Origin of the sequence: Pseudomonas aylmerensis (assembly GCF_001702265.1) — a bacterium.
Lineage (GTDB): Bacteria > Pseudomonadota > Gammaproteobacteria > Pseudomonadales > Pseudomonadaceae > Aquipseudomonas > Aquipseudomonas aylmerensis.
In genome coordinates this window covers 139,482-160,917 of sequence record NZ_MAUE01000041.1, presented here as the reverse complement: position 1 = coordinate 160,917, position 21,436 = coordinate 139,482, and the positions used below count along the sequence as shown (strand labels likewise).

Below are 21,436 nucleotides of genomic sequence, written 5' to 3'. Positions count from 1 at the left end.
GCCCGCGAAGTTGCTCAAGGTCGTAAAGAACATCACGACCCGGAGCAGATTTGCATGTTGAAAACAGGATTCACCCTGGCGCCGCTGGCCTGCGCATTGGCCCTCGGCGGGCTGACGCTGCCGACCCTGGCGTTGGCTCAAAACGAGGCGACGTCGGTACAGACGGTGATTGATTTCAATATCCCCGCAGGGCCACTGGATGAGGTGCTGCTGAGCATCTCCCAGCAAAGCGGCCATCCGATTGCGTTTGACCCGCCGCTGGTAGAAGGCCGCGCAAGCCGCTCGATCCAGGGCCGCTTGAGCCAGGAACAGGCGCTGGGCATTGCCTTGAGCGGCTCCCGGTTGGGCTTCAGCCAGACCGCCAGCGGTGCGGTGTTGATCCACCGACTGGCCAGCACCGCCGCCCCCGCTGCCGCCATCAACAGCGAGCCGCAGGCACCGCGATTGAAATCGGTCGAAGTGATCGGCACCCGCCGCAGCGACGTCACCGCCCTGCAAAGCGCGGCGCCGGTGGATGTGATCAACAGCGAACAGCTGGAACGCGCCGGCACCGATAACCTCGCCAAGGCCCTGGAAACCCTGGTGCCGTCGGTGAACTACCCGCAAGTCAACGGCACCGACGGCGTGTCGTCACAGCGGCCGGTGTCGTTGCGCGGGCTGGCGGCCGACCAGGTGCTGGTGCTGGTCAATGGCAAGCGTCGGCATGCCTCGGCCTTCGTCAACACCAAGGCCACCCTGGGCCGTGGCTCCCAGGCGGTGGATCTGTCGACGATTCCGGTCAGCGCGGTCGACCATATCGAAGTGCTGCGCGACGGCGCCTCGGCGCAGTACGGCTCGGACGCGATTGCCGGGGTGATCAACATCGTGCTCAAGGAGCAGGACCACGGCGGCGCGGTGCAGAGCACTTTTGGCCAGTACACCAAGGGCGATGGCTTTCGCCGCTCGGTAGGCGGCTGGACCGGCTTCACCTTGCCCGGCGACGGTTTCCTGACCCTCAGCGGCGAAGGCCTGCGCAGCGAGCGCACCTCCACCGGCGGCACCGATGGTCGGCAGTTCTACCCGACCGGCGATGCCCGCGAAGCGGATGCCGACCGTCACTGGCGCTACGGTTCCCCGGGCCTTGAGGACTGGAACCTGGCGCTGAACAGCGGCCTGTCACTCAACGACGCGGTCGACCTGTACGGCTTTGCCACCTACCAGGACCGCACCGGTGAATCCCAGGCGACTTTTCGCCGCCCCATCGACCCCAACAACCTGGTGGCCGTGTACCCGAATGGTTTCCTGCCACTGCTGGATGTGCGCTCGCGGGATGCCTCGGTCACCGGCGGCGTGAAGATCCGCGATGAACAGCTCGGCAGCTTCGACCTCAGCGCCAACTACGGGCGCAACCGCATCGACTATCACCTCAGCGATTCGCTGAATGCCAGCCTCGGCCCCGCCAGCCCGACGAGCTTCAACGCCGGGGCGCTGGTGAATGAGCAGACCAACGTCGGCCTTGATCACGTCAAGGAATTCAAGGTCGGCTGGGGCGCCGGCCCCCTGGTGTTTTCCAGTGGCCTGGCCTGGCGCAACGAGTCCTATGAAGTGATCGCCGGCGACCTCGCCTCCTGGACCCACGGCACGGCCCTGCCCGCCCGCGCGGGTGGCGCCCAAGGCTTCCCTGGCACCCAGGACAGCGACGAAGGCCGCTATGCCCGCCACGTGTTCGGCGGCTACCTGGGCCTGGAGCAGCAGGTCACCGAAAAGCTGCAACTGGGCCTGGCCGGACGCAGCGAGCACTACGACGATTTCGGCACCACCACGACCGGCAAGTTTTCCGCGCGTTATGACTTCACCCCGCAGTGGGGCCTGCGCTCGACCCTGAGCAGCGGCTACCGTGCGCCGACCCTCGGGCAGATCGGCACCTCGGCGACCCAGACCGAATTCAAGGCCGGCGACCCGACCGCCTACCAGGTCGGCACCGTCAGCGTGAACACGCCCGTGGCGCGGGCCTTGGGCGCAACTGACCTGAAGCCGGAAAAATCCACCAGCCTGTCCCTCGGCGTGGTCTGGCAACCGATTGAGCGCGCCAGCGTCAGCGTCGATGCGTACCACATCCGCATCAAGGACCGCATCGCCCTGTCGGAAACCCTCAGCGGCACCCAGGTCAGCCAGATTCTCGCCAACCAAGGCTATGGCAATTACTCCGGGGTGAGCTTTTTCACCAATGCGCTGGACACCAAGACCAGCGGCGTCGACGTCGCCGCCCACTATCGCCTGGACCTGGCCGATGCCAGCCAGTTGACCCTCAACGGCGCCTTCAACTACAGCAAGACCCAGGTCACCGACATCAAGGACAACCCCGGCCCCCTGGCCGGCACCGGCATCACCCTGATCAATCGTGAAGCGTTGAGCTACGTGGAAAGCGCCTCGCCCAACAGCAAGCTGATCCTCGGTGCCGACTGGCGCAAGGGAGCCTGGCAGGCAAGCTGGAACACCATTCGCTACGGCACCTACACCCTCGATTCCAACCTCGGCGAAGCCCGCGACCAGACTTTTTCGGCGCAATGGGTGAGCAACGCCAGCGTGTCCTACGACATCAGCCAGGCACTCACCCTGACCCTGGGCGGCAACAATATTTTCGACAGCTACCCGGACAAGATCGACGTCGCCAACCGCTTTGTCGGCGGGCGCGTGGCCTACCAGAGCATCTCGCCGGCTGGTGCCGAAGGCGCCTTCTACTACGTGAAAGCCGACTACCGCTTCTGACCCTCACAAGGAGTTCCCGATGAGCTTTGATCCTGTGCGTTTTACCCAAGTGTTCGAACACGAATTTGCCCTGGCCAAGCAGTTGCTGATCAAGCACCAGGCGCTGTCGAGCAACGAGGCGGGCAACATCAGCCTGCGCATTCCTGGCGAGGAGCGGCTGGTGATCGCCTCGCTCAGCGGCGCCGACAGTGGCGTGGCGGCCATCGTCGATTTCGACCTGCGCCACAGCCAGGGCAGCCTCACCGACAACCTCCAGGAAGTTGCCGCGCTGCATGTGGCGATCTACCGCGAGCGCCCGCAAGTCAATGCGGTGATCCACACCCACTCGCCGTACCTCACCGCCTTCGCCATCGCCGGGCGCCCGCTGCGTGCCCACGCCGCACAGCTGCTGGGGATCCTGGCGGAAGATGAGGAAATCCCGCTGACCGCCTGGGGCCCGCGTTACGCGCCGGAGCCGGTGGTCGCGGCGCTGCGTGAGCATCCCCACGCGCCGGCGGCGTTGCTGGCCAATCATGGGCCGTTTGCCTGGTCGGAGCGTGATGTGCTCGCGGCGACGCGCTTGCTGGTGAACCTTGAAGAAGCCGCCTACCTGACCTTCCTGGCCCAGCAACTCGGCACGCCACAGCCCTTCCCCAGCGGCGCGGCGCAGCGTTCGCGGCTGGGCTGGAGTGCGACATGAGCCGGACGGTCGCCGCCCTCGCGCTCCTGGCAGCGTTCGCCGTGCCCACCCACGCCGAGCCTCTGCTGGAACGTGCGCAATCGCGCGGCACGCTGAACGTCTGCACCAGTGACGAATTCCCGCCGTTCAAGACCCTGGACGCCCAAGGCAAACCCGCCGGCTTGATCATGGACCTGATCGTAGACCTGCAACAGCAGCTGTCCGCCGAGGTCGGCCAGCCGCTGAAGCTGCAACTGGTGCAGGTCAACCCGTTGAACCGTTTGCTGTTCCTCGACCAGGGGCGTTGCGAAGTGCTGGTCACTTCGTTGCTCGACACCCCGGCGCGGCGACGTGAAGTGGACTTTGCCAGCCCGGGCTTCTACAGCTCGGCCGCCACGGTATTCGCGCCGAAAAGCACCGCCGTGCCGGACTGGCAAAGCCTGCGCGGCAAAACCCTGTGCGCACCCGCCACCAGTGTGTGGGTGCGCCCTTTTGAAAGTCGCTATGGCGTGCAATTCGCCTCGTTCAACGGCACCGCCGAAGTGCGCAAGGCCGTTGCCGACAGCCGTTGCCTCGGGGCGATGGGTGACGATGCGTTGTACAACGCCCTGGCGCGCCAGCCGGAATGGGCCGATTACGAAGTCAAGTTGCCAGGCCAGGACCCGGCGCCCTGGGGCATCGCCCTGCGCAAGGGCCAGCCGGCGCTGCTGGCCGCCGTGTCGGGCATCGTCGAAGGCTGGCATGCCCACGGCGTGATCATCGACCTGGAACAGCGTTACGGCCTAACCCCCAATGCCTGGGTAGCGCAGCAGCATGCACGGGCCAGCCATGAGTGAAATCAATCTGCGCCTGTGGCTGGAACAGCATGGGCTGTCGCTGAGCATCCTGTGGGACCCGATGGACCGCCAGCGCTTCCTGCTCGGCCTGGGGCTGACCCTGTTGTTGTCGGTGGCAAGTATCGCGCTGTCGCTGGTCATGGGAATCCTCGGCGCCGCCGGCCTGGGTTCGCGCCGCCCGTTGTGGCGTCACCTGAGTGCGGCGTACATCGCGTTGTTTCGCAATACGCCGCTGTTGGTGCAGCTGTTCTTTTTCTACTTTGGCGTCGGCGCATTGTTGCCGCTGGTGGACGGCGCCAGTGTGCGCCTGCTCAATGGCACGCAGTGGGCAATCATCGTGATTGCCCTGCACAGCGGCGCATTCCAGGCCGAAAACCTGCGCGCCGGCATCGACGCGGTGCCGCGCGCCACCCTCGACGCGGCCGCCGCCCTGGGCCTGCACGGGCGCACGGTGTTGCGCCATATCGTGCTGCCGCTGGCCCTGCGCAACAGCCTGCCGGCGATGGGCAATACGGTGGTGCAAACCATCAAGTCGACCTCGATCGCCTACGCGATTGCGGTGCCGGAGCTGCTCTATGCGAGCAACCGGATCTGGTCGGACAACTTCAACGTCGCGGAAATGATGCAGGTATTGCTGCTGGTCTGGCTGCTGTTGATCGGCCTCAGCAGTTGGCTGCTGCGTCGCCTCGAAGACCATCTGCGCCTGCCTGGCCAGGAGCTGCCCGATGCCGCCTGAGTCGAGCCTTTTCCAACTGCTGTGGCAGTGGGCACCGGCCCTGCTGCAAGGCTTCGGCCTGAACATCCTGATGGGCATCACCGCGATGCTGGTGGCTACTCTCGGCGGTGTGGCGCTCGGCAGCCTGCAGGTCAGCGCCCACCCCGGCCTGCGGCGTGGCGCCGGGCATCTGAGCCGCTTGCTGCGCAACCTGCCGTGGCTGGTGGTGATGTTCTATGTGGCCTACCTGCTGCCCTATGAAGTGCAGTGGGCCGGGCGTTGGTGGCAACTGCCGGACTGGCTCAAGGTCGCGTTGGGCCTGGCCATGCCTGCCATCGGCTACGTCTCGGAGATCGTGCGCGGCGCCGTGCGTGCAGTGCCGACCGGCCAATGGGAAGCCGCCCAGGCCCTGGGCATGCGCCACGGCCAGGCGCTGCGTCACGTGATCATCCCGCAGACACTGCCGAGCCTGGTGGCGCCGTGGATGAACCTGTATTGCGCGGTGACCATGTCCACCTCCCTCGCCAACCTGCTGGGGGTGGAAGAGTTGATGACCACCGTGCAGTCGCACCTCTCGACCCAGCTGCGCAACGACCTGCTGCTGCCCGCCTACGGCTTGGTGTTCATCGCGTTCTTTATCTACATCTACCCCCTTTCACGCTGGGCCAAGCGGCTGGAACGCGCATGAGCCCCTCCTGGAGTACGCCCCCCTTGCGCGACGATACCCGCCTGACTCACCTGGGCCGCGATCCTGCCAACCACGCCGGCACCGTCAACACCCCGGTGTACCGCAGCTCGACCTTTATCTGGCCCGACACCGGCACTCTCGAAAACCACCTGCAACAGGCCGACGACCCGCACTATCGCGGGCACATCTACGGCCGTAACGGCAACCCCACCACCGCCGCCTTCGAAGACGCCGTGGCACAGCTGGAAGGCGGCTTTCGCGGGCTGATCATGCCCAGCGGGCTGGCGGCGATTGTCGGCGCGGTGCTGGCTGTGGCGCGGGCCGGCGACCATATCCTGGTGACCGACAACTGCTACTGGCATGCCCGCCAGGTGTTTGACCAGGTACTGCCGCGCTACGGCATCCAGGCCACCTATTTCGCGCCGATGCTCGGTGCCGACATCGCCGGTTTGCTGCGCCCCAACACCCGCCTGGTCTACGCCGAAGCACCCGGTTCGAGCACCTTTGAAGTACAGGACATTCCCGCCCTCGCAGAGGCCGCGCATGCCCACGGCGCGCTGCTGATGCTCGACAATACCTGGGCCACGCCGCTGTTCTTCAAGGCGTTCGAGCACGGCGTGGACATCTCGATCCATGCCGCCACCAAGTACCTGGTAGGTCACAGCGACGCCATGCTCGGCGTGATCGTCACCACCGAAGCGCTGTACGCGTCAGTGCGCGAAACCGTGCGCCAGCTCGGCTATATCGCCAGCGCCGACGATGCCTACCTCGGCCTGCGCGGCCTGCGCACCCTGGGTGTACGCCTGCGTCAGCACCAGCGTTCGGCACTGGCAGTCGCGCAGTGGTTGCAGCAGCGCCCCGAAGTCGCCCAGGTGCTGCACCCGGCCTTGCCCGAGGCCACCGGGCACGCGTTATTCAAGCGCGACTTTCTCGGCTCCACCGGACTCTTCGGCGTGGTGCTCAAGCCCGTCTACGCGCCCCAGGCCAAGGCCTTTCTGGAAAGCCTGCAGCTGTTTGCCATGGGTGCCAGCTGGGGCGGTTTCGAAAGCCTGATCCGCCCGCAACAACGCCACCCTTCCGCGCACATCGAACCCGGCGTGTTGCTGCGCCTGCATGTGGGCCTTGAAGCGGTCGAGGACTTGATCGCCGACCTGCAACAAGGCCTGGAACGCCTGAGTGTCACCCCACTTGCCTTGAGGAATCTGTCATGAGCCAAACATTGCCCACCCACTACAGCATTTGCCCGTTGTTGGTCGCGTCGAACATCGCCGTGGAATTCGGCTGGCTGGATGAGGAATACCAACGCGTCGGCGCCGAAGCCATCTATCTGCGTTCACTGCCGGAAAACCTTGGCTGGTTGCCGCACTTCACCCATGGCGAATCGCGGTTGATTCGCGACGGCGGTGCCGTGCCGGCCTTGTGGGCGCGCGCCGACCAGGCCGACACGCTCCTGGTCGCCACCACTGCCACGCAGCGCGCCGGGCAGATCCTGGTGCGCGCCGAGGGCCGCATCCGCCAGGTCGCCGACCTGTTCGGCAAGCGCATCGGGGTGCCGGTCAGCCGCAATAAAGCGCGGGTCGATGTGCTCAAGGCCCTGGCCGAACATGGCTTGTTCAATGCCCTGCAACTGGCGGGGCTGGAACCGTCGCAGGTGCGGCTGATCGAGCTTGAGGACGAAGGTGATCCCCAGACGTTGCAGCCGGCGATCCGGCCTTCGGCGTTCTGGTCGCAACTGCATGGGTTGCATGGCAAGCCTGGGCATGAAGTCCAGGCGTTGGCCGAAGGGCGTGTGGATGCGGTGCACGTGGCTGCCGGGCACGTGCCGGCGCTGTTGGCCAGCGGCGAATTCACGGTGATCGAGGACCTGGAACGCTACCCGGACTGGACCTTGAAAAACCACAACGGCCCCTACGCCACCACCGTCAACCGCGCGTTTGCCGAAGAACACCCCGAGGTGGTCGTGGCATTCCTGCGCGCTGCAATCCGCGCCGGCCACTGGATCAACCAGCACCGCGATGCCGCCGCCGAGCTGTTCACGCGGGTGACCTTCCTGCCGGATGCCGGGTTTATCCGCCGCGCCATCGCCGAGCTGGATTTCGTGCCGCAACTGGCCGCGCAGAACCTCGCCGCCCTGGAGTTGAAAAAGGACTTCCTGGTGCAACGCGGCTTCCTGCAGAACGACTTCAGCGTGCACGAGTGGGCCCAGCCCGAGTTTCTCGCCAAGGCCCACGCCGATTTTTGACGCCACCTCTTTGCCAAGGACAGACAATGATTGCTCAGTACCGTAAAACCCTGCTCGCCAGCCTGTTGCTGGCCGATTCCAGTTGGGCGGCGCAGGCCGCCAGTTCCACCGAACCGCAACTGAGCAAAGTCGAGGTGGTCGGCGCGCGCGTGACCGAGGCCAGCGCCGCCATCGGCGAAGACAAGATCAGCAATACCCTGACCATTTCACACCAGGCGTTGCTGTCGGCACCGGCCGGTACCTCGGGCCTGAAAATGCTCGAGGCGCTGCCCGGTTTCAATGTGCAGGTCAACGATGCGCTGGGCTTGTATGAGTTCGGCAACTCGGTGTTCGTGCGCGCGTTCAACCTGCAGCAGATCGGTTTTTCCATCGACGGTGTGCCGTTGGGGCGCACCGACCAGTTTGGCGGCAGCCCGATCTATCGCTATGTCGACAACGAAAACACCGAGCGGGTCACCGCCTCCACCGGCGCCGGCGATGTCTCGCAATCGGGCTACGCGTCCCTGGGCCCGTATGTGGATTACCAGACCAGCAACCCCACGGTCGAGCCCGGCGCGAGCCTCTCCTACACCCTAGGCAGCGACAGCCTGCGGCGCAGTTTCGTCAAGCTGCAAAGCGGTGAGTACCAGGGCCTGTCGGCGTATTTCAGCCGTTCGAAAATCGACGGCGACCTGTGGCGCGGTCCCGGCACCATTGACCGCGAGCACCTGGAAGCCAAGGTGCGCTACCGCTTCGGTGATCGTGATGAGGTATGGCTGCGCGCGGTGCACAACGCGTTCTACGACTATGACTCGCCGTACGTGAGCATCGCCCAGTACGACGGCAGCGCCAACGACCCGTTCGGCCGCTCGGGCCGTTACTTCGCCTATCTCGGCAGCCTGCCCGACTTGCCCGAGACCGTGCCCGGCGTGCGCTACAGCAACACCAACTACAACCAGTTCTACAAGCAGGCGGTCAACCAGCGGCGCGACACCTTGTACAGCCTCGGCGGCCAGTTCGAGATTCGCCCCGACCTGCTCAACTACACCACGCTGTACTACGAGGCCAAGAAAGGCTTTGGCGTATCCCCCGAGGCCTACGCCACTTCCCTGGCGCTGCACAACGCCGAAGGTAACGTCGATGGCCTGTTCGCACCTCGCGGCGTGCAATACGGGTTGTCGTCCCTCAGCGGCCATCGATTTGGCGGCCGCACCGGCCTGCAATGGGAGGTCGGCCAGCACCAGATCGACACCGGCCTGTGGGCCGAGACCGATGTGTTCAACCGTCAGCAGGCGCGCTACAACCTCACCGACGGCAGCCCGGCCGGTGAGCCGTTGTTCAATGAGCCGGTGCACCTGCAAGGCGATTTCAGCTCCACTCGCGACTCGCTGCAGTACCACCTCAAGGACACCTGGACACTGCTCGATGATCGCCTGCGCCTGCAGTACGGGTTCAAGAGCCTGCACCTGAAATACCGCATCGAGGGCTACCGCAATGCCGGCGACTACATCAACAACCGCCAGCCGCGTATCGCGACCCAGTGGAACGACGCGTTCCTGCCCCAGGCCGGGTTGGTCTACAACCTGACCGACGACACCCAGGTGTTCGCCTCCTACTCGGAAAACATGGCGCTGCCGCGTGGTGCCGACGATATCTTCCGCGCCGCCAGCCCCAGCGCACCACCGCCGGAAGCCGAGCGCGCGAAGAACTATGAAGTCGGCTACCGCATCAATCGCCCAAGCTTCAACGCTGCGTGGGCGCTGTACCGCACCGACTTCGACAACCGCCTGCAAGCCTTCGCCTCGCCGGTCCCCGGCAGCAGCCAGGTCGAAACCTACTACCAGAACGTCGGCAAGGTGCAGGCCTACGGCAGTGAACTGAGCGGACAATGGAAGCTGCCGTACCTGGCTGACAAAGTCGTGCTCAACGGCAACCTGACCTACAACACCTCGACGTTCCAGAACGATGCCGGCGGCCTTTCGATCAAGCACAACGAGGTACCCGACAGCCCGCGCTGGCTGGCCCAGGCCGGCGTGACCTATGAGTTGGCGCCATGGGCAGTGCTGAATTTCTCGGCGCGTTATATCGGCGAGCGCTACAGCAACTTCACCAACAGCGAATCGGTGCCCGGCTACACCCTCTACAACGCCTACCTGGACCTGGGTGGCGAGCGCCTGCATTACGGGCCGCTGAAAAATGTGAAGGTGCGCTTCAACGTCGACAACCTGTTCGACAAGGACTACCTGGGCTACATCCTCACCAGCACCAGCGGCCCCGCGGTCTTCCGCCCCGGCTCGCCGCGCACCTTCCAAAGCACCCTGAGCATGGAGTTCTGAACATGAACAAGCGCCTGCTGCTGCTCGCCTTGCTGCCGTTGTTGGCCAATGCCGACACCGTGGTCAGCCCCGCGACCCTGGCCCTGCACCAACGCCTGCTGGTACTCGACAGCCACCTGGATACCCCCCTGACCCTGACCCGCCCCGGCTGGAACATTCTCGAACGCCATGACTACCGCCAGGATGGCAGCCAGGTCGACTTGCCGCGCATGCGCGAAGGTGGCCTGGACGGTGGTTTCTTCGCGGTGTACACGCCCCAGGGCCCGCGCACCGAGGAAGGCCGTGCGTATGCCAGCGCCTATGGGCTGGCGACCCTGACCCGCATCCGCGATGTGATCGACCGCAATCCCGACAGCTTCGCCCTGGCCCTCACCGCCGACGACGCCCGCCGTATCGCCGCCGAGGGCAAGCGCGTGGTCTTCATCAGCATGGAGAACGCCGACCCGCTCAGCTCCGACCCCGCGTTGCTCAACACCTACTATCGCCAGGGGTTGCGCATGCTCGGCCTGGTGCATTTCATGAACAACGACCTGGCCGACTCCGCTACCGCACTGCCCGAATGGAAAGGCCTGAGCCCCAAGGGCCGCGACCTGGTGCAACGGGCCAACCGCCTGGGCATCCTGCTGGATGTGTCGCATGCCAGTGATGCGGTGTTCGACCAGATGCTCGCGTTGTCCAGCGCGCCGATCATCGCCTCGCACTCCAGCAGCCGCGCGGTCAACCCGCACCCGCGCAACCTCGACGACGCCCGCGTGCGCCAACTGGCGGCAAAAGGTGGCGTGATTCAGGTCAACGCCTACAGCGACTACCTGATCCCGCTGACGCCCAAACCGGAGCGCAACAAAGCCATGGCCGCGCTCGGCGCACGCTTTCACAACCTCGCCGCCCTCAGTCCGGAGCAAATCAAGGACCTTTACCAGGAACGCGACACGATCAACCAGCGCTTTGCCCAGCCCAAGGCCGACCTCGATGTCTTCATGCAGCACCTGCTGCACCTGCTGGAAGTGGCCGGCCCGGATCATGTCGGTATCGGTGCGGACTGGGATGGCGGCGGTGGCGTGAGCGGATTGGAAGACGTCAGCCAATTGCCGGTGGTAACCCAGCGCTTGCTGGATGCCGGTTACAACGAGCAGCAGGTGGCGAATATCTGGAGCGGGAATCTGCTGCGGGTGTTGCAGGAGGCGCAGGCGCGCGCGCAACCCTGAAGGCGCGACGTGCTGGAGCGCTGGCGAGCGCGCTCCAGCCGTTCACGGGCGGGGCTCAGTAATGCCTCACCACGCTGTCCTCCAACGCGGCGCGCCCCACCTCGACAAAATTGGAGGCAGAATGCGCATCGGCATAGCCGAATGAAATGCCGAACATCAGCTTCAAGTCCTCACTCACCCCCAACACCTCCCTCACCGTATCGGCATACATCCCTAACAAGGTCTGCGGAATTCCGCCTAGCCCGCGCGCCTGCAACGACAGCAGGAAGGTCTGCGCATACATGCCGATATCGCCGGCCGAACGCACGTGATCGCCGATGTGCGGCATGAACAAGAAGGCCACGTGGGGAGCATCAAAGAACGTCAAGTTGTGGCGCAGGCAGGCCAGGCGCGCGGCGTGGTCATCACGGCCGATATCAATCGCCTCATAGCGGGCGCGACCACTGTCTTGCGCACGTTGGGCGAACACGCCGGTATAGGCGTCGATGTCGAACTCGAAATCGGCGGTGAAGTGCTGGCGGTTGTCGGCGTCGAGCAATGCGGCCGAGAGACGGTCACGGGTATGGCCACTGACGATGTGCACGTGCCACGGCTGCGTGTTGCAGTTGGACGGGCTGTGCTGGGCGTCGAGCAGCACGCGATTGATCTGTTGCTCGGTCAACGGCGTCGATAAAAACTGCCGCGTTACACGACGACTGCGGGCAATGTGCTGGAAGATTTCTGGCGGGTTCATCGGAGGTCTCCTGGAAAAGGTGCTAGCCTATTCGCCACCCTGATCAAGATAAACAGACCACTAATTGACACATTAACAACTGAAAGTGATGAATGATGGATAAATTTCGCGCCATGCACGTCTTCGTCACGGCTACCGATGCCGGCTCCTTCGCGGGCGCCGCCAGCACGCTGGGGTTGTCACCCCAGATGATCGCGCGCTACATCGATCACTTGGAACAGCACCTGCAAGTGCGCTTGTTGAACCGCACGACTCGGCGCCAGCAACTCACCGAGTTCGGTCGCGCCTACTACACGCGCTGCGTGCGCGTGCTGGCGGATGTCGAAGCCGCGGATGCGCTGGCGCTGGAGTCGCATGCCCAACCGATGGGCGCGCTGAAGATCAGCGCGCCGCAGAACTTTGGCGCGCAGAGCCTGATGCCGGTGATCAACCACTTCCTGGCGCAGCATCCGCGCGTCGAGATCGACCTCGACCTGACCGACCGCTACGTCGACCTGATTGCCGAGGGCATAGAGGCGGCATTTCGCATCGGCGATCCCGGCGTAGCCGACAGCACCAGCCTGGTGGTACGGCCATTGCGCCCCTACCAACTGCTGGTATGCGCGTCACCGGCCTACCTGCAGGCACATGGCACCCCCACACAGCCGAGCGAATTGGCCGACCATGCCTGCCTGGGGTATGTGTTCACCGACCGCGTGATGGATAAGGAATGGACGTTCACCCGCCACGGCAAAGCTTACCCCGTGCAGGTCGGCAGCCGGTTGCGGGTCAACAGTGCCGACGCGCAGCTCAAGGCGGCGATTGCCGGCTTTGGCGTGGTGATGGCAGCACTCGACCTGTTGGCCCCGGCACTCGCCAGCGGCCAACTGGTGCGGGTGCTGCCCACCTTTGAAGGGCCTTCCAAGCCCATGAGCCTGATTTACCCCGCCGACCGCCAGCGCACCGCCAAGCTGCGGCATTTCATTGATGAAGCGATGGCGGCGTTCGGGCCCTAGAGCATCGGCGAACTGCTGACCACCCGCAGCGCCAGCCCCTCATACGCATCCAGGGTGATGGTGAACTCGCCTTCGGCAGTGAGATCGCCCTCCACCCGCTCGTTGATGATGTCCACCACCATCCCCGCCGCGATGTCGGGCAGGTGCAGCGTTTCGGTGATCGGCGTGGCGCCGAAGTTCAGCGCGGTAATCTGCGTGCCTTTACCCGCCGGCAAGTCGTGGACCATCACCAGCAGGCCGGGATGCTGAACGTCCGGTACCAGGATCTGGCGGCTCGCCGCGATGTCGTAGGCGCGGCGTACGGCGAGGATTTTCTGCAGTTGCGAGGCGAATGACTCAGGGTCCTGCAACTGGCTGTTCAGGCTGCCGTAGAGGCTTTTCGCGCGCGGCATCTGCCCGGCGGACAGTTCGGCCTCAGGGTTCAGTTCTACCAGGTCATAGGCGCCGCGATGAATCCAGCGCGTGTCGCCGTCCTGCATCAGGTGTGCCACCTCATCGGCAGCCAAGGGCAGCGCGCCCACCAGGTCCCAGCCCGACAAGGCAAATACCCCCGGCTGCATGGCGTTGTACATCACCAACAGCAAATGGATCTGGCGAATCTGCTGGATATCCGCCGGGGTAATCGCCTCCAGGTCACGAATGCCCAACGCCGCCGTGATGATGCTGGCGGTGGTACAGGACACCCCATTGGTGACGAACTTGAGGTTGTAGGGCGCATGCTCGCCGGCCAGGCGCTCGTACATCTGCTCGCGGATGTGCTCGCGCAAGATGTTGCCGGGGAAGGTCTGGCCCTGGTAGAGAAAGGTGTCGTGGGCGTGCAGGGTCCAGAAGTGCACCAGCTCGAGAGTCAGTTCATCGTGGTTCTGCAGCGCGTGGATCAGCGAGCCTGGGTCGATGCCCTGGCGATGCATTTCGCGCAGCATCAGGCGCAGGAATTCGGCATCGCCCATCAGCAGCGCATGCTGGTACGCGGGACGGGTGATGAAGTCATAGGACAGGTCGGCGCCGCCATGGGACATCGATGCGATGTCATCTACGGTGAGGTTCAATTCCTGGAAACTGAAGCCGCCCGCCTTGCGAATCGCGCCGCCAAGCAGCTGGTTGCCGGTGATCGACAGCGGATGGCTTTCCGACCAGGCCGTGCCGTCGAGCTTGCGCTCCACCCCGAGGAAGCCGTTGGCATCCAGGCGCAGGATTTTCGCGCCCATCACGTCGATGGCATGCAAGGCATCGCCAATGATCATCTGCTGGGCGGCGAAGGTCGGGTCGAGCCAGTTCAGCGATGGCTGGCCTTCCTTGAAGTAATGCAGGTACACCCAGCGACGCGGCTTGCCATCCACGCCGATCACCACCTGGGTGGCGCTCCAGTCGGTCTCTTTCACGCCCGGCTCGAAGAAGATCACCCGCTGCAGCTGGCCGACGATGTAGTGCTTGTCGCGCAGCGCATCCACCTGCGCAGGGCTGAGGTTCTGCGCATCGCGCCCTTCGGCCACGTCGGGCAGCAACGGCCAGTCTTCCTCGCGGATCTCGACCATGTGGTACAGGCCGGGATAATCCTCGTAGGCCATCTCGGCCAGGCGAAAGTCCGCGCCCTTGCCGGTGTGGGACGGAATCACATCGTCGATGATCACCGCATTGTGCGCCGCGGCCATGCGCGTCAATGCCTGCAACTGCGCCTCGGTGCCCAGCTGCGGGTCGATCTCGAAGCTGATGCGGTCGAAATTGCCGTCGATGGTCGGCGTGTGCGTGCTGCCAGTCAGGCCGCCGGATTTCTTCAGCGGGCCGTTATGGATGCCCTGTATGCCGATTTTCGACAGCGCATGCCACAGGCTCTCGTCCCCCAGCGCCTCCAGCACCGTACCGCCCTCGCGGGTCACTATCGACGCCGGGTAGGCGGTAAACCACACCGACGACAACGCCGACGCATCGCGCGGCCGGGTCTGCGCGTACGGCTGCTGCCACAACCGGCCCTGCCCCGAATAGAGCTTGGCGCGCTGGCGAGCCGCATGCAGCATCGATTGTTCTACCAGCCAGTTCACATGGTTGTTTTCAGCCGCCGTCATAAGTTTGGTACCTGTCGTCGTGAAACATTACTCGTAGACATATGAGGCGTACGCGGGCCATTCGTTGCATTGCGATGTTCGGGGGCTAATCCGGTCCGCCGGTCGCCTGCCGATACTGCCTCGGCGTAAACCCCGTCGACGCCTTGAACTGGCGGGTAAACGCGCTGTGGTCGGTGTAGCCACATTGCAGCGCCACCTCGGTAATCGGCATGTCCGAGTGCAACAGCCGGTGGGCGTGTTCCAGGCGCACTTTCTGGATCATCTGCCGGGGGGTGAGGTGGAACACGCGCTTGCAGTAACGCTCCAGCTGGGCCACGGAAATACCGGCGATCCGCGTCAGTTCACCGAGGGTCACGCGGCGGTTGAAGTGCGCGCGGATGTGCTCGTCCACCGCTGCCAGGCGCTGGTAGGCCGGGTGGGTTTCGCTGGCCGATTGCAGGTCGACCGAGAGGCCGGCCAGGCCGATGATTTGGCCCGTGTGGTTGTACAGCGGCCATTTGTGGGTCAGGCACCAGCCCGGTTCGCGGGTGCCGTATAGGTGCAGTTCAAGTTGGTCTTCGAGCACAAAGCCTTCTTGCAGCACGCGCCGATCCTGCTCGGTGTAGCCCGGCCCCAACTGCGCGGGGAACACCTCGGCGCTAGTCTTGCCCAGCAGCGGCTGCAGCTGCTTGAGGCCGCAGCGTTGCACCAGGGTGCGGTTGGCGAGGAGGTAACGGGCGTCCATGTCCTTGATGAAGATCGCGGCGTTGGGGATCACATCCAGCATCGGCAGCAACTGGGCGACGCCGGCCAATAGCTGCTCGATGCTGTGCGGGCGGCTGGCCTCGCTCCCTTGGCAAAGGGTCGCAAATGCGCTGTGCAGCATGGTCTCTCTCCCCACTTTCTGACGCGGACGCCGAGCAGATTGCCGCATGCCCGGGGCGCTGTCGAGCGCGGAAAACTGTGCTGAATTCGTCATTCGCGCTTGCGCAAAACATCAATCGGCGCCCTGCCGATGCGTTCACGATAGCGCCACTGCATGCCTATCCAATAACTCACAAGAAGGCGACGCTATGTCAGGTCAAGGCAAGTTCAAGAAGCAACTTTCGTTGATGGACCTCACCTTTATCGGGTTGGGTGCGATCTTTGGTTCCGGCTGGTTGTTCGCGGCCAGCCACGTCTCGGCAATCGCCGGTCCAGCCGGGATTTTCTCCTGGTTGATCGGTGGTTTCGCGGTGCTGCTGCTGGGCATCGTCTACTGCGAACTGGGCGCGGCATTGCCCCGCGCCGGCGGCGTGGTGCGTTACCCGGTGTACTCCCACGGCCCGTTGCTGGGCTACCTGATGGGCTTTATCACGTTGATCGCGTTTTCCAGCCTGGTCGCCATTGAAGTGGTCGCCTCGCGCCAATACGCCGCCGCGTGGTTTCCCGAGCTGACCAAGACCGGCTCCAGTGACCCGACCACCCTCGGCTGGCTGGTGCAATTCGCCCTGCTGTGCCTGTTCTTCGTGCTCAACTACCGCAGCGTGAAGACCTTCGCCATCGCCAACAACCTGGTGAGCGTGTTCAAGTTCATCGTGCCGTTGCTGGTGATCGGCGTGTTGTTCACCTTCTTCAAGCCGGCGAATTTCCAGGTGCACGGCTTTGCACCGTTCGGCCTCTCGGGCATCGAGATGGCGGTGTCGGCCGGCGGGGTGATTTTTGCCTACCTGGGGCTGACGCCGATCATTTCGGTGGCCAGTGAAGTGAAGAACCCGCAACGCACGATTCCGATTGCGCTGATCCTCTCGGTGCTGTTGTCGACCGCCATCTATGTGCTGCTGCAGACCGCGTTTCTCGGCGGCGTACCCACCGAAATGCTCGCCAATGGCTGGGCCGGGATCAGCAAGGAACTGGCGCTGCCATATCGCGATATCGCCCTCGCGCTGGGTGTGGGTTGGCTGGCCTACCTGGTGGTCGCCGACGCGGTGATTTCGCCCAGCGGCTGCGGCAACATCTACATGAACGCCACGCCGCGCGTGGTGTACGGCTGGGCGCAGACCGGCACGTTCTTCAAGATTTTCACGCGCATCGATGAGAAGTCCGGCATCCCGCGCCCGGCGCTGTGGCTGACCTTTGCCCTGTCAGTGTTCTGGACCCTGCCGTTCCCGTCCTGGGAAGCGCTGATCAACGTGGTGTCCGCCGCGCTGATCCTCAGCTATGCCGTGGCCCCGGTGACCGTCGCCGCGCTGCGTCGCAATGCACCGGGCATGGCGCGGCCATTCCGGGTCAAGGGCATGGCGGTGCTCGGCCCGCTGTCGTTCATCATCGCCGCACTGATCGTGTACTGGTCGGGCTGGAGCACCGTGTCGTGGCTGCTGGGCCTGCAGATCCTGATGTTCGTGGTGTACCTGCTGTGCGCCCGCTGGGTGCCGACCGCGCACCTGAACCTCAAGCAACAAGTGCGCTCGTCGGCGTGGCTGATCGGTTTCTACGCAGTGACCATCCTGCTGTCCAAGCTCGGCAGTTTCGGCGGCATCGGCGTGCTCAGTCATCCGTTCGACACCGTCGTCGTCGCGGTCTGCGCCCTCGGCATCTACTACTGGGGCGCCGCCACCGGCGTGCCGGCCCACCTGGTGCGCCTGGAACACGAAGCGGATGAAAGCGAAGCCGTCGACGAGTCCCCGTCCCACGCACCGCTGGCCCCGGCTACCCACTGATTGGAGCGTTTTATGAAGCGACTGCATGTGATCGACTCCCACACCGGCGGCGAACCAACGCGCCTGGTGATGAGCGGTTTCCCCGCCCTGAGTGGCGCCACCATTGCTGACCAACTGGAGCACCTGCGCAGCGAGCATGACCAATGGCGCCGCGCCTGCATCCTGGAGCCGCGTGGCAACGACGTGCTGGTCGGTGCGCTGTATTGCGCGCCCGTCACACCGGGTGCCACCTGCGGAGTGATCTTCTTCAATAACGCCGGCTACCTGGGCATGTGCGGTCACGGCACGATTGGCCTGATCGCGTCCCTGCACCATCTGGGCAGGATCACGCCGGGCGTGCACACCGTGGACACTCCCGTCGGCCCCGTGGCCGCGACGCTGCACGCCGACGGCGCGGTGACCCTGCGCAATGTGCCCGCCTACCGCCATCGCCGCCAGGTCGCCGTGGACGTGCCGGGCCATGGTGTGGTGCTGGGCGATATCGCCTGGGGCGGCAACTGGTTTTTCCTGGTGTACGAGCATGGCCAACGCCTGCAGATGGACAACGTCGACGCCCTCACCGATTACACCTGGGCGATGCTCAAGGCCCTGGAAACCCAGGGCATCCAGGGTGCGGATGGCGCGCCGATCGACCATATCGAACTGTTCGCCGACGACGCCGAGGCCGACAGCCGCAATTTCGTGATGTGCCCCGGTAAAGCCTACGACCGCTCCCCGTGCGGCACTGGCACCAGCGCCAAGCTGGCGTGCCTGGCCGCAGACGCCAAGCTCGCACCCGGCGAAACCTGGGTACAAGCCAGCATCACCGGCAGCCAATTCGAAGGCCGCTATGAATGGGACGGCGAGCGTGTGCGCCCGTTCATTACCGGCCGCGCCTACATCACCGCCGACAGCACCTTGCTGATCGACGCGCAAGACCCTTTTGCCTGGGGCATTTGAGCCCATCCCTTTTGATTGAACGTGGTTAGGAGTTAACCCAATGAGCGACAACATCTTCACCGGCTGCATCCCTGCCCTGATGACCCCGTGCACCGCCGCGCGCACGCCTGACTTCGACGCCCTGGTTGCCAAGGGCCGCGAGTTGATCGATATCGGCATGAGCGCCGTGGTCTATTGCGGCTCCATGGGTGACTGGCCGCTGCTGACCGAAGCCGAGCGCCAGGAAGGCGTCGCGCGCCTGGTCGCCGCCGGGGTGCCGACCATCGTCGGCACCGGTGCGGTCAACAGCCGTGAGGCCGTGGCCCATGCTGCCCATGCGGCGAAGGTCGGTGCCCATGGCTTGATGGTGATCCCGCGCGTGCTTTCGCGTGGTGCCTCCGCCACCGCACAGAAGGCGCACTTCTCGGCGATCCTCAAGGCCGCGCCCAACCTGCCGGCGGTGATCTACAACAGTCCTTACTACGGCTTCGCCACCCGCGCCGAGCTGTTCTTCGAACTGCGCCGTGAACACCCGAACCTGATCGGCTTCAAGGAGTTCGGCGGCGGCGCCGACTTGCGCTACGCGGCAGAACACATCACCTCCCAGGACGACAGCGTGACCCTGATGGTCGGCGTCGATACCCAGGTGGTGCACGGCTTCGTCAACTGCAACGCCACCGGCGCGATCACCGGCATCGGCAACGCCCTGCCGCGCGAAGTGCTGCACCTGGTGGCGCTGAGCAAGCAAGCGGCCAAGGGCGATGCCAAGGCCCGCCGCCTGGCGCGCGAGCTGGAAGCTGCGCTGGCGGTGCTGTCGTCCTTCGACGAAGGCTGCGACCTGGTGCTGTATTACAAGCACCTGATGGTGCTCAACGGTGACCAGGGCTACGCCTTGCATTTCAACCCGAGCGACGTGCTCAGCGAAGCCCAGCGGCGCTATGCCGAGGCCCAGTACGCGCTGTTCCGCCAGTGGTACGCCGATTGGTCGGCCGAGCAGAACCGCGACTGATTCGCGACGCGCCGCCGTGGTGCTCACGGCGGCCATCCTCTCTTTTTTCCAGGAAAACCCCATGACTCTGACGGGCAAAATGCTGATCGGCCAGCAACTCCTTGGCGGCACGCGCGATGTGATCCGGGCCATCAATCCCGCCACCGACGCGCCCTTGGAGCCGGCCTACGCCGGTGGCAGCGGCGAGCATGTCGAGCAGGCGTGCGCACTGGCGTGGGCCGCCTTTGATCGCTACCGAGAGACATCATTGGCGCAGCGCGCGCAGTTTCTCGAAACCATTGCCGAGAACATCGAAGCCTTGGGCGATACGTTGATTGAGCGCGCGGCGGCCGAAACCGGCTTGCCGGTACCACGGATCCAGGGTGAGCGCGGCCGCACCTGCGCGCAGCTGCGCACCTTTGCACGGACCGTGCGCGCCGGTGAATGGCTGGACGTGCGCGTCGACACCGCGCAGCCGCAACGCCAGCCACTGCCGCGTGCGGATTTGCGCCAACGCCACGTGGCGCTGGGCCCGGTGGCAGTGTTTGGCGCGAGCAATTTCCCCCTGGCCTTTTCCGTCGCTGGCGGTGATACCGCATCGGCATTGGCGGCCGGTTGCCCGGTGATCGTCAAGGCCCACGCGGCGCATCCCGGCACCAGCGAGCTGGTCGGCCGCGCCGTGGCCAAGGCGGTCAGCGATTGTGGCTTGCCCGAGGGCGTGTTTTCCCTGCTTTACGGTTCGGGCCGCGAAGTGGGCATCGCACTGGTGACCGATCCGCGCATCAAGGCCGTCGGTTTTACCGGTTCGCGCAGCGGCGGCATCGCGCTGACCCAGGCGGCACAGGCGCGGCCGGAGCCGATTCCGGTGTATGCGGAAATGAGTTCGATCAACCCGGTGTACCTGTTTGCAGCGGCGCTTGAAGCACGCAGCGCCGCCCTGGCCCAGGGGTTCGTGGCGTCGCTGACCCAGGGTGCCGGACAGTTCTGCACCAACCCTGGATTGGTGATTGCGGTTCGGGGCCCGGCCCTGGATCGGTTCATCCAACAGGCGGCAGACCTGCTGTCGCGCAGCGCGGCACAGACCATGCTCACACCGGGTATTTTCAGTGCCTTCCAAGCCGGGGTCGGTGCCTTGAGCCAGCACGCCAAGGTGGTGGCCCGCGGCGTGCCGGCGCAAGGTCCCAACCAGGGCCAGGCGCACCTGTTTGTGACCGAAGCCAGCGCCTTCCTGACCAATGAACACTTGCAGGCCGAAGTGTTCGGCGCAGCGTCGCTGATCGTGGCGTGCGCCGACAGTGAAGAAGTGCGCCAGGTGTCCGAACAGCTCGAAGGCCAGCTCACCGCCACGCTTCAGATGGATGAAGCCGACCTGGCAAACGCCAAGGCGCTGCTGCCGGTGCTGGAGCGCAAGGCCGGACGACTGCTGGTCAACGGCTGGCCGACCGGCGTGGAAGTGTCTGATGCCATGGTGCATGGCGGGCCATTCCCGGCCACCTCGGATGCCCGCAGCACGTCCGTGGGCACGGCGGCGATCCTGCGTTTCCTGCGGCCGGTGTGCTATCAGGACTTCCCAGACGCCTTGCTGCCGACGGCGCTGCAACAGGACAACCCGTTGCTGCTGCGCCGCCTGCTCGATGGCCAACGGGAGGCCTGA

At 64.8% G+C, this 21,436-nt stretch carries 17 protein-coding genes; 14 read left to right on the top strand and 3 right to left on the bottom strand.

All coding sequences use genetic code 11. The features are described 5' to 3' along the window. The first annotated feature begins 54 nt into the window (after positions 1-54). The 9 genes from BBG20_RS25330 to BBG20_RS25290 are packed head-to-tail and all read left to right on the top strand — an operon-like array spanning position 55 to position 11,407. Positions 55-2,748, top strand: coding sequence for a TonB-dependent receptor (locus tag BBG20_RS25330; protein WP_083221483.1), 2,694 nt, complete (start codon positions 55-57; stop codon positions 2,746-2,748). Positions 2,749-2,767: 19 nt separating this feature from the next. Beyond that, on the top strand, positions 2,768-3,427 hold the full coding sequence (locus BBG20_RS25325; RefSeq protein ID WP_065908315.1) for a class II aldolase/adducin family protein: 660 nt from the start codon (positions 2,768-2,770) through the stop codon (positions 3,425-3,427). Next, the gene (locus tag BBG20_RS25320) at positions 3,424-4,242 is read left to right on the top strand and encodes a transporter substrate-binding domain-containing protein (RefSeq protein ID WP_065908313.1); all 819 of its coding nucleotides are present in this window, start codon (positions 3,424-3,426) and stop codon (positions 4,240-4,242) included. The genes BBG20_RS25325 and BBG20_RS25320 overlap by 4 nt, the downstream gene beginning before the upstream one ends. Continuing rightward, entirely contained in the window at positions 4,235-4,978 is a 744-nt protein-coding gene (locus tag BBG20_RS25315) for an amino acid ABC transporter permease (RefSeq protein ID WP_065908311.1), read from the top strand. The genes BBG20_RS25320 and BBG20_RS25315 overlap by 8 nt, the downstream gene beginning before the upstream one ends. Further along, the gene (locus BBG20_RS25310) at positions 4,968-5,645 is read left to right on the top strand and encodes an amino acid ABC transporter permease (protein ID WP_065908310.1); all 678 of its coding nucleotides are present in this window, start codon (positions 4,968-4,970) and stop codon (positions 5,643-5,645) included. Before BBG20_RS25315 ends, BBG20_RS25310 begins: the two co-directional genes overlap by 11 nt. Beyond that, a complete protein-coding gene (metC, locus tag BBG20_RS25305; RefSeq protein WP_177343963.1) occupies positions 5,642-6,856 on the top strand; it encodes a cystathionine beta-lyase in 1,215 nt (404 codons plus the stop codon). The genes BBG20_RS25310 and metC overlap by 4 nt, the downstream gene beginning before the upstream one ends. Continuing rightward, positions 6,853-7,887, top strand: coding sequence for an ABC transporter substrate-binding protein (locus BBG20_RS25300; protein ID WP_065908308.1), 1,035 nt, complete (start codon positions 6,853-6,855; stop codon positions 7,885-7,887). The genes metC and BBG20_RS25300 overlap by 4 nt, the downstream gene beginning before the upstream one ends. 26 nt (positions 7,888-7,913) lie before the next feature. After that, positions 7,914-10,202: a TonB-dependent receptor gene (locus BBG20_RS25295; protein WP_065908307.1), complete on the top strand. Its 2,289-nt coding sequence runs from the start codon at positions 7,914-7,916 to the stop codon at positions 10,200-10,202. A gap of 2 nt (positions 10,203-10,204) precedes the next feature. Beyond that, positions 10,205-11,407, top strand: a complete 1,203-nt coding sequence (locus tag BBG20_RS25290) for a dipeptidase (protein ID WP_065908302.1) — start codon at positions 10,205-10,207, stop codon at positions 11,405-11,407. A gap of 55 nt (positions 11,408-11,462) precedes the next feature. On the opposite strand, the gene BBG20_RS25285 is transcribed toward BBG20_RS25290, so the two are convergent. Beyond that, entirely contained in the window at positions 11,463-12,140 is a 678-nt protein-coding gene (locus tag BBG20_RS25285; RefSeq protein ID WP_065908300.1) for a nitroreductase, read from the bottom strand. 95 nt (positions 12,141-12,235) lie between these two features. On the opposite strand from BBG20_RS25285, the gene BBG20_RS25280 reads away from it, so the two are divergent. Further along, positions 12,236-13,135 (top strand): LysR family transcriptional regulator, encoded by a 900-nt coding sequence (locus BBG20_RS25280; RefSeq protein WP_065908380.1) that lies wholly within the window; start codon positions 12,236-12,238, stop codon positions 13,133-13,135. Here the strand turns inward: BBG20_RS25280 and treS are convergent. Continuing rightward, on the bottom strand, positions 13,132-15,198 hold the full coding sequence (treS, locus tag BBG20_RS25275; protein ID WP_065908298.1) for a maltose alpha-D-glucosyltransferase: 2,067 nt from the start codon (positions 15,196-15,198) through the stop codon (positions 13,132-13,134). The genes BBG20_RS25280 and treS overlap by 4 nt on opposite strands. Positions 15,199-15,283: 85 nt before the next feature. Further along, on the bottom strand, positions 15,284-16,063 hold the full coding sequence (locus BBG20_RS25270) for an AraC family transcriptional regulator (RefSeq protein WP_065908295.1): 780 nt from the start codon (positions 16,061-16,063) through the stop codon (positions 15,284-15,286). 187 nt (positions 16,064-16,250) lie between these two features. Between BBG20_RS25270 and BBG20_RS25265 the strand changes: the two genes are divergently transcribed. The 4 genes from BBG20_RS25265 (at position 16,251) to BBG20_RS25250 (ending at position 21,436) form a co-directional block, all read left to right on the top strand. Then, the gene (locus tag BBG20_RS25265) at positions 16,251-17,876 is read left to right on the top strand and encodes an APC family permease (RefSeq protein WP_065908293.1); all 1,626 of its coding nucleotides are present in this window, start codon (positions 16,251-16,253) and stop codon (positions 17,874-17,876) included. A gap of 12 nt (positions 17,877-17,888) precedes the next feature. Next, positions 17,889-18,815, top strand: a complete 927-nt coding sequence (locus tag BBG20_RS25260; RefSeq protein WP_065908290.1) for a 4-hydroxyproline epimerase — start codon at positions 17,889-17,891, stop codon at positions 18,813-18,815. 40 nt (positions 18,816-18,855) lie between these two features. Then, on the top strand, positions 18,856-19,803 hold the full coding sequence (locus BBG20_RS25255; protein WP_065908289.1) for a dihydrodipicolinate synthase family protein: 948 nt from the start codon (positions 18,856-18,858) through the stop codon (positions 19,801-19,803). 61 nt (positions 19,804-19,864) lie between these two features. Further along, positions 19,865-21,436: an aldehyde dehydrogenase (NADP(+)) gene (locus BBG20_RS25250; protein ID WP_065908288.1), complete on the top strand. Its 1,572-nt coding sequence runs from the start codon at positions 19,865-19,867 to the stop codon at positions 21,434-21,436.